Genomic DNA, 14,504 nt, shown 5'->3' on the forward strand with positions numbered 1-14,504 from the left:
AGGGAAAAAAGTTAGCTCATGAATGCGAGTGCGCGCATTTTATCAGGTTTGACCTGGCTGAAAAGCGGCGCTCAAGGTTCCGGAATGGCTATCCGCGACGGCGCTTGCGCAAGGTTTTTGCATCAAGCGCATCAAGGCGCGGATAGTACCTGAATCCGGTTAAGACATATACATGCCGCCGTTCACGTGCAACGTCGTGCCCGTGATATAGGCCGCCTGCGGCGACGCGAGGAATGCGACCGCGTGCGCGATGTCGTCCGGGCTGCCGAGGCGGCCCAGCGGAATCTGCTGCTTGAGCGCGGCTTGCTGCTCCGCCGGCAGGTCCTTCGTCATGTCGGTGTCGATGAAACCCGGCGCGACGCAGTTCACGGTGATGCCGCGGCTGCCGATCTCGCGTGCGAGTGCGCGTGTCATGCCCGCCACGCCGGCCTTGGCGGCCGCGTAGTTGGCCTGGCCCGGGTTGCCCGACGAGCCCACCACCGACGTGATGTTGATGATGCGGCCGCCCTTGGCCTTCATCATCGGGCGCAGCACGGCGCGCGAGAGGCGGAACACCGACTTCAGGTTGGTGTCGATGACCGAATCCCACTCGTCGTCCTTCATGCGCATCGCCAGGTTGTCCTGCGTGATGCCCGCATTATTGACGAGGATAGCGAGACCGCCGAATTCCTTGACCGTTGCGTCGATGAGCGCTTCTGCCGCAGCGCCGTCGTTCACGTTGAGCACGGCGCCGCGCCCCTTCAGGCCCGCCGCTTCGAAGGCGGCAGAAATTGCCTGCGCGCCGGCTTCGCTCGTTGCCGTACCGATCACCGTCGCGCCCTGGCGCGCCAGTTCCAGCGCGATCGCGCGGCCGATACCACGCGTGGCGCCGGTGACGATTGCGGCTTGATTGTCGAGAGTCTTTTCCATCGTTTGAATCCGTTAGCGGTGGTGACGTAGACGCTTACGCCTTCAGAAGCGCGAGCGCTTCATCGAGCGACTTCGGATCGAGCACCGAGGCGCCGACCAGCTTGCCGTCGATACGCTTGGTGAGGCCCGCAAGCACCTTGCCCGGACCGCATTCGACCACGTGCGTCGCGCCTTGCGCCGCGATGGCCTGCACGCACTCGACCCAGCGCACGGCACCCGCGGCCTGGCGCACGAGCGCGTCGCGGATCTTCGCGGGGTCGGTTTCGAAGGCCACGTCGACGTTGTTCACCACGGGAATTTGCGGCGCATTCAGCGTGACGCTCGCGAGGTAGTCGCGCAACTGGTCCGAGGCGGCCTTGAGCAGTGACGAGTGGAATGGCGCCGAAACCGGCAGCGGCAGCGCGCGCTTGGCGCCCTTCGCCTTGGCGATTTCGCAGGCCTTCTCGACCGCGCCCTTGTGGCCTGCGATCACGACTTGCGCCGGCGCGTTGAAGTTGACGGCTTCGACCACGCCGCCGCTCGCAGCTGCGGCTTCGGCGCAGACTGCGCGCACGGTGTCGTCGTCGAGACCGAGCACGGCGGCCATGCCGCCCTCGCCCACCGGCACCGCGCTTTGCATGGCCTGGGCGCGAAAGCGCACGAGCGGCACGGCGTCGCGGAACGCGAGCACGCCGGCGGCGACGAGCGCCGTGTATTCGCCGAGGCTGTGACCCGCGACGATGGCCGGCGCCGGGCCGCCCGCCTGCTGCCACGCGCGGTAAACGGCGTAGGCGGCGGTGAGCATGACCGGCTGCGTGTTGGTGGTGAGGTTGAGTTCTTCAGCGGGGCCTTCGGCGATCAGCTTGCCGAGGTCCTGGCCGAGCGCGTCGGACGCTTCTTGCAGCGTCTCGCGCACGATAGCGTGATCGGCAAAGGCGTCGAGCATGCCGACGGCCTGCGAGCCTTGCCCAGGAAAAACGAACGCAAATTTCATAACGTCCCCAAATTCGGTCAATACGGGTGGGCAATGCGCTCGGATGAACCGCCGCCGGCGGCGCACAACGTGCATGTCGTGCGTACAGCCCGGCTGCGGGAGCGCGAAAGCCCGCTCAGAATGTTTAGAAGCGGATGACGGAGGCGCCCCAGGTGAAGCCGCCGCCCACGCCTTCGATCAGCACGTTCTGGCCGCGCTTGATGCGGCCGTCGCGCACCGCGACATCAAAGGCGAGCGGAATCGAGGCCGCCGAGGTGTTGCCATGCTCGCCCACCGTCACCACCATGCGCTCGGCGGGCAGGCCGAGCTTGCGGCAGGTGCCCTGCATGATGCGGATGTTGGCCTGGTGCGGAATCAGCCAGTCGACCTGGTCGGCAGTGAGTTGCGCCTTGTCGAGCGCCTCGATCGCGACCTTTTCGAGCACGTTCACGGCGAGCTTGAACACGGCCTGGCCGTCCATGTGCAGGAACGCGTTGCCGGCGATCACGCCGCCATGCACGTTGCCCGGCGTGCACAGGATGTGCGCGTAGCTGCCGTCGGCGTGCAGCGCGCTTGAGAGCACGCCCGGTTCGCTCGAGGCCTGCAGCACGATCGCGCCTGCGCCGTCGCCGAACAGCACGCAGGTGGTGCGGTCGTTGAAGTCGAGAATACGCGAGAAAGTTTCCGCGCCGACCACGAGCGCCGTGCGGTTCTGGCCACTGCGGATGAGGCTGTCAGCCACCGAAACGGCATACGCGAAGCCCGAACACACGGCCTGCACGTCAAACGCCGCACCGTGATTGCGGATGCCGAGCTTGTTCTGCAAGAGGCAGGCCGTGCTCGGAAACACGAAATCGGGCGTGGAAGTGGCGACGATGATGAGGTCGATCGACTGCGGATCGACATCGGCCGCCGCGATCGCGCGCTGCGACGCCGCAAGCGCGAGATCGCTCGTCGTGACGTCCGGTGCGGCGAAGTGGCGCGCGTGAATGCCGGTGCGGGCCACGATCCACTCGTCGCTCGTCTCGACGCCTTTCGCGGCGAGCCGTTCGGCCAGTTCCTGGTTGGTGACGCGATCAGGCGGAAGGTAGCTGCCCGTGCCGATCACGCGGGAATACAGAGTCGATTGAGCCATTATGCCTTCGAGGATGATGCGGCGCCGGGCGGTACCTCGCCCGCTGCCTGGCTGGGCGCGCTGGTAGCCTGCCCCGCCTGAGCGGCTTGCACGTTCTGGGCGCCGCCGGTCTCGTCTGCCGCCCGTTCGAGCGAACCGGCGTTTTCTTCCATGGCGCGCGCAAGGCGCTCAAGCACGCCATTTTTGACGGCATCATACCCGCGATTGATCGCACACTCAAACGCGTAGGCATCGGCCGAGCCGTGGCTCTTGATGACGAGACTTTTCAGGCCGAGCAACGCCGCGCCGTTGTACTGGCGATGGTCCACGCGCTTCTTGAAGCGCATCAGCACGGGCAGTGCGGCAATCGCCATGAGCTTCGTGAGCCACGAGCGGCCGAACTCTTCCTTGATCATGTCGTTGAGCATCTGCGCGAGGCCCTCCGACGTCTTGAGCGCGACATTCCCAACGAAACCGTCACAGACGATGACGTCGACGGTGCCCTTGTAAATGTCGTTGCCTTCGACGTTGCCGCGGAAGTTCAGCGTGCTCGCGCGCAGGAGCTCGCCCGCGCGCTTGATGGTCTCGTTGCCCTTGATGACTTCTTCGCCGATATTCAGGAGCCCGATGGTTGGGCGATCCTTGCCCTCGAGCGCCGCGACGAGCGCATGGCCCATCTCCGCGAACTGCAGCAGATGCTGCGGCTCGCAGTCGACGTTCGCGCCGAGGTCGAGCATCGTCGTGTAACCGCGTGGATTGGGCAATGCAAAGGCGATAGCCGGGCGTTCGATGCCAGGCAACGTCTTGAGCACATAGCGCGAAACGGCCATCAGCGCGCCGGTGTTGCCGGCCGAGATGCAGGCTTGCGCCTCGCCCTCTTTCACGCGATTGAGCGCAACGCGCATCGACGAATCTTTTTTCTTGCGCAGAGCGACTTCAACCGGATCGTCCATTTCGACGACCTCGGTGGCGGGCACGACGGTAAGCGCGGGATGGTCCGACGCCTTCAGCTTTTTCAACTGGGCGCGAACCGCCGACTCGACGCCCACGAGCATGAGATGCGCGTCGGGGTGCGAGCGGACGAAATGGACTGCGGCAGGCACCGTCACGGACGGGCCGTGGTCGCCTCCCATGCAATCTATCGTGAGCGTAACAGTCATGGAATGCGACGGATTTCAGGCATAAAAAAGCGGCAGTTGAATGCCGCCTTTTTGCCGAGCCGAAATATGGTCAAGCGAACAGAATCGTCAGATGCGGCGCCAGGCTGCAAGCCACGCGCCGCACGCTGGAACGATTAGTCGTTCTTGGTCTTGACGACTTTCTTGCCGCGGTAGTAGCCGTTCGGGCTGATGTGGTGACGCAGATGCACTTCACCCGTGCTCGGCTCGACGGCCAGCGGCGCGCCCGTGAGGAAATCGTGCGAGCGGTGCATACCGCGCTTCGACGGCGACTTCTTGTTTTGTTGAACTGCCATGATAACTCCTGAAAATTTTCCGAATTCTAACACAGCCCGATCCGGCCGCCGCCACCCTTGGGTGGCCGGACTCCGGGCTCAGGCCCACGCGTCTGGTACTGCCTGCCCCATGCAACTGCCTAAGGCTTAGCTTAGTGCTTGCTGCCAGGACCGTCCTTCTTGAGCGATTCGAGCGCCGCAAACGGGTTGACGCGCTCTTCCGGCTCGATTTCCTGCTCCGGCACGTCGTCCACGGAATCCACGCCCTCCGCGCCATCGGGACCCGAGGCGAGACTTTCGTGAATTTCCGGACAGACTTCGTGCTTCGGCACCAGCGGCAGCGAGAGCAACAGCTCCTCTTCGATCAAGTCGACGAGATCGAAATGGCGCGAGCCCACGATCACTTCGACTTCATCGTCGTCGAGCGGAAACTCGTCCGCCTCTTCTTCCGTCTGGACGATACGGAAGGTCGCACCCGCATTGAATGCCTGCTCGTACGGAGCGAGGCACCGCTGGCACGTGAGCCACGCGCCACCGTGAACGGCAAGGCGCAGGTATGGCTGCGCCCCTTCGGTGCCGTTGTCCTGCAATTCCTGCTGGATAAAGCCCGCAGCCTGCCAGGTGAACGCGGTATCGCGATCTGGCGCCTCGGCCGGGACTTCGTTTAACATGCGCGGCAGTTGCGAGACGCGCACGACGCCTGCTGCCTCGCGCTCGCTGCGCGCGAATTCGAAGATATCGAAGTCACGCGGGTTCAGTTCAGCGCCAGCAGGCTTACCAGTATGTTCGGTCATGTGCGCTCTCCCGCTTCAAGGCTTGGGCGACCGGCGAGCGATGCGCGAAAGCCAACAGCGGCTCGCAGCAATCCAGCTAGTACCGGCCTGTACTGGCCCACCGGCGCACTACTGTCGGCAAGGTCTCTAACGGCGTGACGCCGGGAAATATTGGCGCCCGCACAAGACGTGCGACGAGAGCATACCGATGAAAAGCCCAAAATCATATCGCCTTTATCTTTGTGAGTCAAACACTTAAGCTCGCGTACGCAAGGGTCTGTGCGAGCGTGGTTTTCGGGCGGCCCCGACGACGTTTTGCGAACGTTTCGCGGGGAATCCGCCCCCGTTTTCGAGACGAAATCAAGCCGAAAACCCGAAACCACAGCCGCACGTTCCAGCCACGCCAGTCACATTCGCAGCCGTTTTCATACTTCGATCGAACATGCAGGATTCTCCCTCGCAGGCCCCGCGCACGGGCCGCCCTATTCTCATCCTCGCCTCCAGCTCGCGCTACCGGCGCGAGTTGCTCGAACGTCTGCGCATTCCTTTCGAGACTGCCGTACCCGCCATCGACGAAACGCCGCACCCCGGCGAAACGCCCGAGGCGACGGCGCTGCGCCTCGCCGCAGCGAAGGCCCGCGCAGTGGCTGCCGCCCTGCCCGCGGGCGCCGCGCGCACGCTCGTGATCGGATCCGACCAGGTCGCCACCTTCGATGGCCGCCAGATCGGCAAGCCCGGCACGCACGAGCGCGCGCTCGAGCAGCTGCAGGCCATGCGCGGGCGCGACGTGTTGTTCCATAGTGCCCTGAGCCTGCTCGACACCGCTACTGGCCAAACGGATACCGTCGATGTCGTCACGAAGGTGCGCTTTCGCGACCTGCCCGATGCGGCGCTCGACGCCTATCTGCGCGCCGAAATGCCTTATGACTGCGCGGGCAGCGCGAAATCGGAAGGGCTCGGCATCGCGTTGCTCGAAGCGATCGAATCGGACGATCCCACCGCCCTGATCGGCCTGCCGCTCATCGCGCTCACGCGCATGCTGCTCGCCGCGGGCTATCCGCTGCTGGAGATGCAAGCATGAGCCTGGGTACCCTCTATTTGATCCCCAACACGCTCGGCGAAGGCGACGATGCCGCGCTGAACGCCGTGCTGCCGATGCCCGTGCGCGAACGCGCGGGCGCGCTCGCAAGCTACATCGGCGAAAACGCGAAGACCACGCGCGCCTTCCTCAAGCGCGTGGGCACGACGCGTCCAATCCAGGAAATCGAAATCCGCGAACTGAACGTCAACACGCCCGCAGGCGAAGTCGAGAAGCTGCTCGCGCCACTTCTCGCGGGCATCGACACGGGGCTCGTTTCCGAGGCGGGCGTGCCCGCAGTCGCCGATCCGGGCGCGCTGCTCGTGCGGCGCGCGCACGAGCGCGGCATCAAGGTCGTGCCGCTCGTGGGCCCGAGTTCGATCCTGCTCGCGTTGATGGCGTCGGGCCTGAACGGCCAGAGCTTCGCGTTTCACGGCTACCTGCCCGTCGACGCGAACGAGCGCGTGAAAAAGCTGCGCGAACTGGAGCAGATCTCGCGCAAGGGCAAGCAGACGCAGATCTTTATCGAGACGCCCTATCGCAACCGCACGCTGCTCGACGCCCTGCTCGCGACCTGCGCGCCCTCCACGCTCGTGTGCGTCGCCGCCGATCTCACGCTGCCCACCGAGACGATCGTGAGCCGCGCCGTGTCCGACTGGAAGAAGAAGCCCGCGCCCGACTTGCACAAGCGGCCGGCGATTTTCCTGATGCTCGCGAACTGAACCCGCTTCGGTGCACAAAAACGAATCGGCCGCTGCGCACCATTGCGCAGCGGCCGATTTTTATTGAGGACGAGCGAAAGCTGAAGTGCCGCCAGCGCTCAGTGCACCGACAGCTTGCCACCCATCAGCAGCGAATGCATTGCCGCCGAGCCGATGTTCGCGCCCACGCGCTTCGCCACGCGATCGGTGAGGCTCTGCTTGACCGTGTAATCGACGACATCCGGCGCCTTGATGACTTCGCGCGCCACGTAGTCGGTGTCGCCGTAGCCATCGGCAAGACCGAGTTCCACACTCTTCTGCCCGGTCCAGAACAGCCCCGTGAAAATATCCGCCGAGTCCTTCAGGCGCTTGCCGCGGCCCGCCTTCACGGCGTCGATGAACTGCTGGTGGATCTGGTCGAGCATCTCCTGGGCATGCGCGTCCATTTTCGGCGTGTCGGGGGAGAAGGGATCGAAGAAGCCCTTGTTTTCGCCGGAGGTGCGCAGGCGCCGCTGAATACCGAGCTTGTCCATGAGTCCGGTAAAGCCGAAACCGTCCATCAGCACGCCGATCGAGCCCACGATGCTCGCCTTGTTGACGTAGATCTTGTCGGCAGCGGCCGCGACGTAGTAGCCCCCCGACGCGCACATATCGCCCACCACCACATACAGCGGGATGGCCGGGTACTTCGTGCGCAGACGGTGAATCTCGTCGTTGATGATGCCGGCCTGCACCGGGCTGCCACCGGGGCTGTCGATGTGCAGGATCACGCCCGCGGTGCCGTCGTCGTCGAAGGCACTGTCCAGCGCGCTGATGATGTCCTCGGCATTCGCCGAAGTGTCGGAGCCGATCTCGCCGTCGAGCGAAACGAGCGCCGTATGACGCCCTTCGCTTTCCACGCGCGCGCCTGAAAGATCGAGGATCGCCCACGCGATCACCACGAACACGGCGAGAAACGCGAAGCGAAAGAAGATGCGCCAGCGCCGCGCCGCGCGCTGTTCGGTGATCGCCGCGAGCGCGATGCGTTCGAGCGCCTCGCGCTCCCAGCCAGGCGCGGACGCGCCGCGGTCTGACGAAGGCGCGCGGGGTGCTTCGTTCGAATCAGGGGTCGGATTGTCGGACATGCGAGCGGGTAACGGGTCGAAAGGGGTCGAAGATCACGGGTCAGGTTGGGGTCGGACGCAAAGCGTCGTCCGGCAGCCAGAATACCGCACGGCCCTCTGGCGTGTCGCGTTCCTCGACTTGCACGGGGCGCAAACGGCCGCCGCGGCATGGGCCGCCCACGCACTTGCCCGTGTCGGGCTGGTAGATCGCGCCGTGCGTGGCGCACATCAGATAGAGCCCCGACGATTCGAAGAACTGGCCCTCGACCCAGTCGAGTTCCATCGGGACGTGCGCGCAACGGTTCAGGTAGCCGTACACCTCGCCGCCATAGCGCACGAAGAACACCACGGCGTCGCCGCCCGCGTAGCTCGCGTTCATGCGCCGCCCCTCGCCGCCCTCGGCGAGTTCGTCGGCCGCGCACACGCGCACCGGCTCGGGCGTCGGAGCCTGCGGCGCCGCGCTCATGCGTTCTCCCGCAGCCAGCCCGCCAGCGCGGCCACGTCTTGCGCGACGAAGCGCGGCTCGAGCTTTTCGAGCGCGCCGGGCGCATGCGCGCCATACGCCACGCCAATGGCCGCCGCGCCCGCATTGATCGCCATCTGCAGGTCGTGCGTCGTGTCGCCGACCATCACCGTGCGACCGAGATCCTGCCCCAATTCACGCGTGAGCTCCTGAAGCATGGCTGGATGCGGCTTCGAGAAGGTTTCGTCGGCGCAGCGGGTGCCGTCGAAGAGGCTGGTGAGCCGCGAATCCGCCAGCGCGCGATTCAGCCCCACCCGACTCTTGCCCGTCGCTACGGCGAGCAGGTAGCCGGTGTCGCGCAGTTCCGTGAGCATCTCGCGCACGCCTGCGAACAGTTCGGTCTGCTGGTCCTTCAGCAAATAATGGATGCGGTAACGCTCCACGAGCCGCGGGTAGTCGGCCGGATCGAGCGTGGGCGCGGCAATCTGCAGCGCCTCGCGCAGGCCGAGGCCGATCACATAGCTCGCCGCCTCGTCGCCGGGCACGGGCAGGCCGAGGTCGCGGCACGCCGCCTGGATGCTGCGCGTGATATGGGCGGTTGAGTCCATCAGGGTGCCGTCCCAGTCGAACACAATCAGGTCAAATAATTCTCGAGCCATGCAGGACTTCTCCAAACGCTGTCAGATTCGGTGTCATTCGGGACGGGCCGCGTCAGGTCGCGCCGCGTCAGGCCGGGCGGTGGCGTCTTCGCCAGCGCCGCCCTCGCGCTGCGCGCGCAGCGCGTCGACGAAGCCGCGGCAATCCGACGGCAACGGCGCCTCGAACTGCAACGGGGCGCCCGTAATCGGGTGAACAAGCTTCAACCGGTGCGCATGCAAAAACATGCGCTTGATGCCCGGACGCGCACCCGTGCGCGCGAGTTCCTTGTTGAGCGCGAAGTCGCCGTACTTGGCGTCGCCGACGATCGGCAGCCCGAGGTGAGCGAGGTGCACGCGAATCTGGTGCGTGCGGCCCGTCTTCAACTCAGCTTCCAGCAGCGCGTAACCCGGCCAGCGCTCGACGAGATTGAAGACCGTATGTGAGGGCAAACCGTCCGGTTGCACGCGCACGCGGCGCTCGCCTTCCGGGGTCAGATACTTATGAAGCGGCTCCTTCACGGCGCGCCGGCGGCCCCAGTCGCTCGCCCATTCGCCGTGGACGCAGGCGAAATAGCGCTTGTCGGTCTGGTTGTCGCGCATCTGCGCATGCAGGCCGACGAGCGCGGCGCGCTTCTTCGCAAGCATGAGCACGCCCGAAGTTTCGCGGTCTAGCCGATGGACCAGTTCGAGAAACTTGCCCTGCGGGCGCGCTTCGCGCAACTGCTCGATCACGCCGAACGCCACGCCGCTGCCGCCGTGCACGGCCACGCCGGCGGGCTTGTCGATGACGAGCAGCGCGTCGTCCTCGTAGATGATCGGAAACTGGGCCGCCGGGACAGGCGCGGCACCAGCCGGCGCGCTCGATTGCGATGTGCGGATGGGCGGCACGCGCACGATGTCGCCTTCTGCGAGCCGATATTGCGCGTCGACCCGCCCCTTATTAACGCGCACTTCCCCGCTGCGCAAAATACGATAGATGTGGCTCTTCGGCACGCCTTTGCAGACGCGCAAGAGAAAATTGTCGATGCGCTGACCGGCCGCGCCCTCGTCGATTTCGACGAACGAAACCTGGTCGCTTGCGACCTGATTCTGGGATATTTTGCCTAAGCCTTTCATTCTGAATATAATTTGCCCAGCGCCGACGCAACGGTAGGCCATACGGCCAAATGTCCTGCGAACCCCAAGAGGGTTATCCTGGACTCGGACCACGCGGCGAGCGCAGGCTGCAAGCGATAAACCGTTATTTTACTTGCGCCCGGGGCTGGTTGCTCACCCCGCTTGATGAGAAGCAACGAGTTGCACGCACGGATTACCACTCCGGCAGGGACGGCGCCCACAGGCACGTTCGGTCAGGAGCGGCTCCGACGGTAACGGAACATTGGTATAAAGAATTTATCCGGCGCGTCCCGTCGCGCGGTCGAAGTGACCGCAGAAGGAGGCGCTGGTGGCGAAAATACGGCGAGCGCCCGAAGCGTCCCGGCAATGTGCGGGACACGGCGACGTCAAAAGTGGAGAGACACCCCGAGGGGGAAGGCGGGCGTTCCTGAAAAGCTTCCCGTGCGCGGCCCTGATTGAATCCTGAGGCCGCGAACCTGATCCAGTTGCAAGCGCGCGCGGTTCGCCGCTGCGGCTGGCATCTGTCACGGCCAGTGCGATGGGCAAAACCATCTGCATGATCATGGCCACGGCAGGCAGGTGGATTGGAAGCGCAGAAAAACGTTGCCGTCGCGAACCCGCGGCATGTCTCTTCGCTTCTTGAAGACGTATTTCGCATGTGCCCACGCGGCCCCGTCCACGGCAACTCAACGCCGGACCGGCGCCCAGAAAAGGCAATTCTCCCCGCCATCGTTCCCGCTCCAGCGTGCTTGTGACAACACAATAAGGCGCGGCTCACCGCTGCCCGCACCGTGCTGCCTGGCGTCGCCGCCGCGCACCGTGCGGCTCGCGCGTGAGCGCACTGGAGTCGTTCAATGAAACGAATGCTGTTCAACGCGACACAGCAGGAAGAACTGCGTGTCGCCATCGTCGATGGACAGAAGCTCATCGACATCGACATCGAAACCGCCGGGCGCGAACAGCGCAAAGGCAATATCTACAAGGGGATCGTCACCCGCATCGAGCCTTCGCTCGAAGCGTGCTTCGTCAACTACGGCGAAGACCGCCACGGCTTCCTGCCGTTCAAGGAAGTCGCCCGCCAGTACTTCCGCGAAGGCATCGACATGCGCGGCGCGCGCATCCAGGACGCCCTCAAGGAAGGCCAGGAACTGATCGTCCAGGTCGAGAAGGAAGAACGCGGCAACAAGGGCGCCGCCCTCACCACGTTCATCTCGCTCGCCGGCCGCTACCTCGTCCTCATGCCGAACAACCCGCGCGGCGGCGGCGTGTCGCGCCGCATCGAGGGTGACGACCGTCAGGAACTGCGCGAAACCATGGCGCAGCTGCAACTGCCGGACGGCATGAGCATCATCGCGCGCACGGCCGGCATCGGCCGCTCCGCCGAAGAGCTCCAGTGGGACCTGAACTACCTGCTGCAACTCTGGCGCGCCATCGAAGCCGCGTCGCAGGCCGGCCAGTCCGGTCAGCCCATGCTGATCTACCTGGAATCGAGCCTCGTCATTCGCGCGATCCGCGACTACTTCCAGCCGGACATCGGCGAAATCCTCATCGACACCACTGAAATCCATGACCAGGCACGCGCCTTCATGGATATCGTGATGCCGGACAATGTCAATAAGGTGAAGCGGTATCACGACGACGTGCCGCTTTTCTCGCGTTTTCAGATCGAGCACCAGATCGAGACGGCGTACTCGCGCACGGTGCCGCTGCCCTCGGGCGGCGCGATCGTGATCGACCACACCGAGGCGCTCGTCGCCATCGACGTGAACTCGGCGCGCGCCACCAAGGGCGCCGACATCGAGGAAACCGCCGCACGCACCAACCTGGAAGCCGCCGACGAAGTGGCGCGCCAGTTGCGTCTGCGCGACCTCGGCGGCCTGATCGTGATCGACTTCATCGACATGGAGTCGGCCAAGAGCCAGCGCGAAGTCGAGCAGCGCCTGAAGGACGCGCTGCGCCACGACCGCGCGCGCGTGCAGATGGGCAAGATCTCGCGCTTCGGCCTGATGGAACTGTCGCGCCAGCGCCTGCGCCCCGCCCTCTCGGAAGGCAGCCACGTCACCTGCCCGCGCTGTAACGGCACGGGTCATATCCGCGATACGGAATCGTCGGCGCTCCAGGTCCTGCGCATCATCCAGGAAGAGGCGATGAAGGAAAACACCGCGGCAATTCATTGCCAGGTGCCGGTCGAAGTGACCGCCTTCCTGCTCAACGAGAAGCGCTCGGAAATCAACAAGATCGAGTCGCGCTTCAAGGTTGCGGTCGTTCTGATCCCGAACAAGCACCTCGAAACGCCGCACTACAAGCTCGAACGCCTGCGTCACGACGATGCACGCCTCGACGACCCGCGCGCTTCGTGGAAGATGGCCGAGGAAGCGGCTCGCGAACTCGAGTCGGAAACCGGCTACAGCAAGCGCACCGCAGAAGCCAAGCCGAAGCAGGAAGCCGCGGTGAAGGGCATCACGCCGGAGCGTCCGGCGCCGAGCGCACCGGTCAAGGCCACCGAAGCCGCGCCCGTCGCAGCGCAGGTGGCCGTCACGCCAGCGGGCGGCGGCTTCTTCGGCTGGATCAAGCGCCTCTTCGGCGGCGAACCGGCTGCGACACCGGCACCGGCACCGGCGGCTCAACCCGAAAAAACCGCCCGTCCGACCCGCGAAGCGCGTACCGAGCGCGGTGAGAAGAGCGGCGGCGAGCGCAACCGCAATCGCCGCACCGGCGGCCGCGACGCGGCAGGCCGCGGCGAAGGCGCAGGCGCAGGCGGCGCACGCACCGGTCAGCAGGCTGGACGCCGCGAGGAGCGCGAACCGCGCGAGCAACGCGAACCGCGTGAAGCACGCGAAGGCCGTGGCGCCCGTGAACCACGCGAGCCGCGTGAACAACGAGAGCAACGCGAACCGCGTGAGCAACGTGAACCGCGTGAACCCCGCGAAGCACGTGCCGAACGCGAACAGCGCATCGAGCGCGTCGAGCGCGGCCAGGAACGTAGCGATGTGACGGCGGAAGCCGGCGCCGCACGCGGCGAGCGCCGCGAACGTGGTGAACGCGGCGAGCGCGGCGAGCGCAATGAACAGCGTCGCCGTCAGCAATCCGAGGCCGCGGAAGCCCAGGAAGAGCGTCTTGACGCCGCATCGGCAGGTATCGAAGCGCCGCAGACTGAAGAACTGCCCGATGGTGTGAGCGCGGGTGTCGATGAAGATGGCGCACCGCGTGAAGGCGAAGAACGCCGTCGTCGTCGTCGTGGCCGCCGTGGTGGTCGTCGCGAGCGCGAGACGGATGCAGCAGGCCTCACGACCGGCGCGGAAGCACCGGAAGGCGAAGAGGAAGCCGCACCGGCTCAACCGGCCATCGAGCAGCCTGCCGTTGCCGCGCAAGTGCATGAAGCACCGGCCGTGGAAGCGCGCACTGAGGCTGTCGTTGAGACTGTTGTGACCGCACTGCCGGCCGCAGCCGTCGTCGCCGAAGCCGGGCACGTGCCCGCCGCCGCTGTGACGACTACGCCGGTCGAAACCGTAGCGCCTGCTGCAGAGCAAGCTCCGGCACCCGCCGAAGCCGAACCGATGAGCGTGGAAACCGCGCCCGTGATCGAGCCGAAGGCAGAGGAACCCGCAGCACCGGCAGCACCGGCAGCACCGGCAGCGCCTGCCGCTCCTGTGGCGCCTGCGGCAGCAGACGAGCAGGTCGCGCCGGCAGCCCTGGCCGAGCCGGTCCAGGCCGAAACTGCGCCTGTCGTGCGTGAAGACCGCGTCGAAGCGCCGCAGACCGAAGTGCCGGCGGCAGCGCCCGCCGCACAACCGGAGCCGGCGCAAGAAGCGGTAGCCGCTGCTCCGGCGGTCGTCGCGATCCCCGAGCCGGCCGCACAGCGTCCGGCCCCGGTGGCAGCGCAGGCGCCCTCGTCGGCTCCGGCCGCCGCGGACACGCTGCGCCCGATGCTGGAATCGTCAGGCCTCGTCTGGGTCAATACCGACGCCGACAAGCTGCGTGCCGCCCAGCAAGCCGCCGCGCAACTGGTGAAGCCCGCACGCGCGCCGCGCGAGCGCAAGCCGCTGCCGCCGGTCGACAGCGCGCCGATGCAGCAGGTCGAAACCACGCGCCAGCCGTAAGCACAGCACGCGCAACTGGTCGCGCGCCGGGCCTCGAGTCCGGCGCGCCCCGAAAAGCCCGCCCCTCCCGGCGGGCTTTTTTTTGATATATCAGCGTTCTCCCT

Annotated in this window: 13 protein-coding genes; 3 read left to right on the plus strand and 10 right to left on the minus strand. The window is 65.7% G+C overall.

What is annotated here, in order from left to right:
* Window positions 1–159: 159 nt before the first annotated feature.
* The 6 genes from fabG to L0U83_RS09645 form a co-directional block, all read right to left on the minus strand.
* Complete coding sequence (gene fabG / locus L0U83_RS09620) at window positions 160–909, minus strand: 3-oxoacyl-ACP reductase FabG (protein WP_233882306.1); 750 nt, start codon at window positions 907–909, stop codon at window positions 160–162.
* Window positions 910–943: 34 nt separating this feature from the next.
* On the minus strand, window positions 944–1,882 hold the full coding sequence (gene fabD / locus L0U83_RS09625) for an ACP S-malonyltransferase (RefSeq protein WP_233882307.1): 939 nt from the start codon (window positions 1,880–1,882) through the stop codon (window positions 944–946).
* A gap of 124 nt (window positions 1,883–2,006) precedes the next feature.
* Window positions 2,007–2,996 carry a beta-ketoacyl-ACP synthase III gene (locus tag L0U83_RS09630; RefSeq protein WP_233882308.1) on the minus strand — a complete coding sequence of 330 codons (990 nt, stop codon included), beginning with the start codon at window positions 2,994–2,996 and terminating at the stop codon, window positions 2,007–2,009.
* Window positions 2,996–4,135, minus strand: a complete 1,140-nt coding sequence (gene plsX / locus L0U83_RS09635) for a phosphate acyltransferase PlsX (RefSeq protein WP_233882309.1) — start codon at window positions 4,133–4,135, stop codon at window positions 2,996–2,998. Before plsX ends, L0U83_RS09630 begins: the two co-directional genes overlap by 1 nt.
* Window positions 4,136–4,269: 134 nt before the next feature.
* Window positions 4,270–4,449 carry a 50S ribosomal protein L32 gene (gene rpmF, locus L0U83_RS09640; protein WP_018441573.1) on the minus strand — a complete coding sequence of 60 codons (180 nt, stop codon included), beginning with the start codon at window positions 4,447–4,449 and terminating at the stop codon, window positions 4,270–4,272.
* Between the two features lie 131 nt (window positions 4,450–4,580).
* On the minus strand, window positions 4,581–5,222 hold the full coding sequence (locus L0U83_RS09645) for a DUF177 domain-containing protein (protein WP_233882310.1): 642 nt from the start codon (window positions 5,220–5,222) through the stop codon (window positions 4,581–4,583).
* Window positions 5,223–5,643: 421 nt separating this feature from the next.
* Between L0U83_RS09645 and L0U83_RS09650 the strand changes: the two genes are divergently transcribed.
* Both L0U83_RS09650 and L0U83_RS09655 read left to right on the plus strand, forming a co-directional pair.
* Window positions 5,644–6,282, plus strand: coding sequence for a Maf-like protein (locus L0U83_RS09650; RefSeq protein ID WP_233882311.1), 639 nt, complete (start codon window positions 5,644–5,646; stop codon window positions 6,280–6,282).
* A complete protein-coding gene (locus tag L0U83_RS09655; protein ID WP_233882312.1) occupies window positions 6,279–7,001 on the plus strand; it encodes an SAM-dependent methyltransferase in 723 nt (240 codons plus the stop codon). Before L0U83_RS09650 ends, L0U83_RS09655 begins: the two co-directional genes overlap by 4 nt.
* A gap of 98 nt (window positions 7,002–7,099) precedes the next feature.
* On the opposite strand, the gene L0U83_RS09660 is transcribed toward L0U83_RS09655, so the two are convergent.
* The 4 genes from L0U83_RS09660 to L0U83_RS09675 are packed head-to-tail and all read right to left on the minus strand — an operon-like array spanning window position 7,100 to window position 10,300.
* Entirely contained in the window at window positions 7,100–8,104 is a 1,005-nt protein-coding gene (locus L0U83_RS09660) for a S49 family peptidase (protein ID WP_233882313.1), read from the minus strand.
* A gap of 40 nt (window positions 8,105–8,144) precedes the next feature.
* Window positions 8,145–8,549, minus strand: coding sequence for a Rieske (2Fe-2S) protein (locus L0U83_RS09665; protein WP_233882314.1), 405 nt, complete (start codon window positions 8,547–8,549; stop codon window positions 8,145–8,147).
* A complete protein-coding gene (locus tag L0U83_RS09670) occupies window positions 8,546–9,205 on the minus strand; it encodes an HAD-IIIA family hydrolase (RefSeq protein ID WP_233882315.1) in 660 nt (219 codons plus the stop codon). The genes L0U83_RS09665 and L0U83_RS09670 overlap by 4 nt, the downstream gene beginning before the upstream one ends.
* Before the next feature lie 33 nt (window positions 9,206–9,238).
* Window positions 9,239–10,300 carry an RluA family pseudouridine synthase gene (locus L0U83_RS09675; protein ID WP_233882316.1) on the minus strand — a complete coding sequence of 354 codons (1,062 nt, stop codon included), beginning with the start codon at window positions 10,298–10,300 and terminating at the stop codon, window positions 9,239–9,241.
* 854 nt (window positions 10,301–11,154) lie between these two features.
* On the opposite strand from L0U83_RS09675, the gene L0U83_RS09680 reads away from it, so the two are divergent.
* Window positions 11,155–14,400, plus strand: coding sequence for an Rne/Rng family ribonuclease (locus L0U83_RS09680; RefSeq protein ID WP_233882317.1), 3,246 nt, complete (start codon window positions 11,155–11,157; stop codon window positions 14,398–14,400).
* The last annotated feature ends 104 nt before the right edge of the window (window positions 14,401–14,504 follow it).

This window comes from Paraburkholderia flagellata (assembly GCF_021390645.1).
Lineage (GTDB): Bacteria > Pseudomonadota > Gammaproteobacteria > Burkholderiales > Burkholderiaceae > Paraburkholderia > Paraburkholderia flagellata.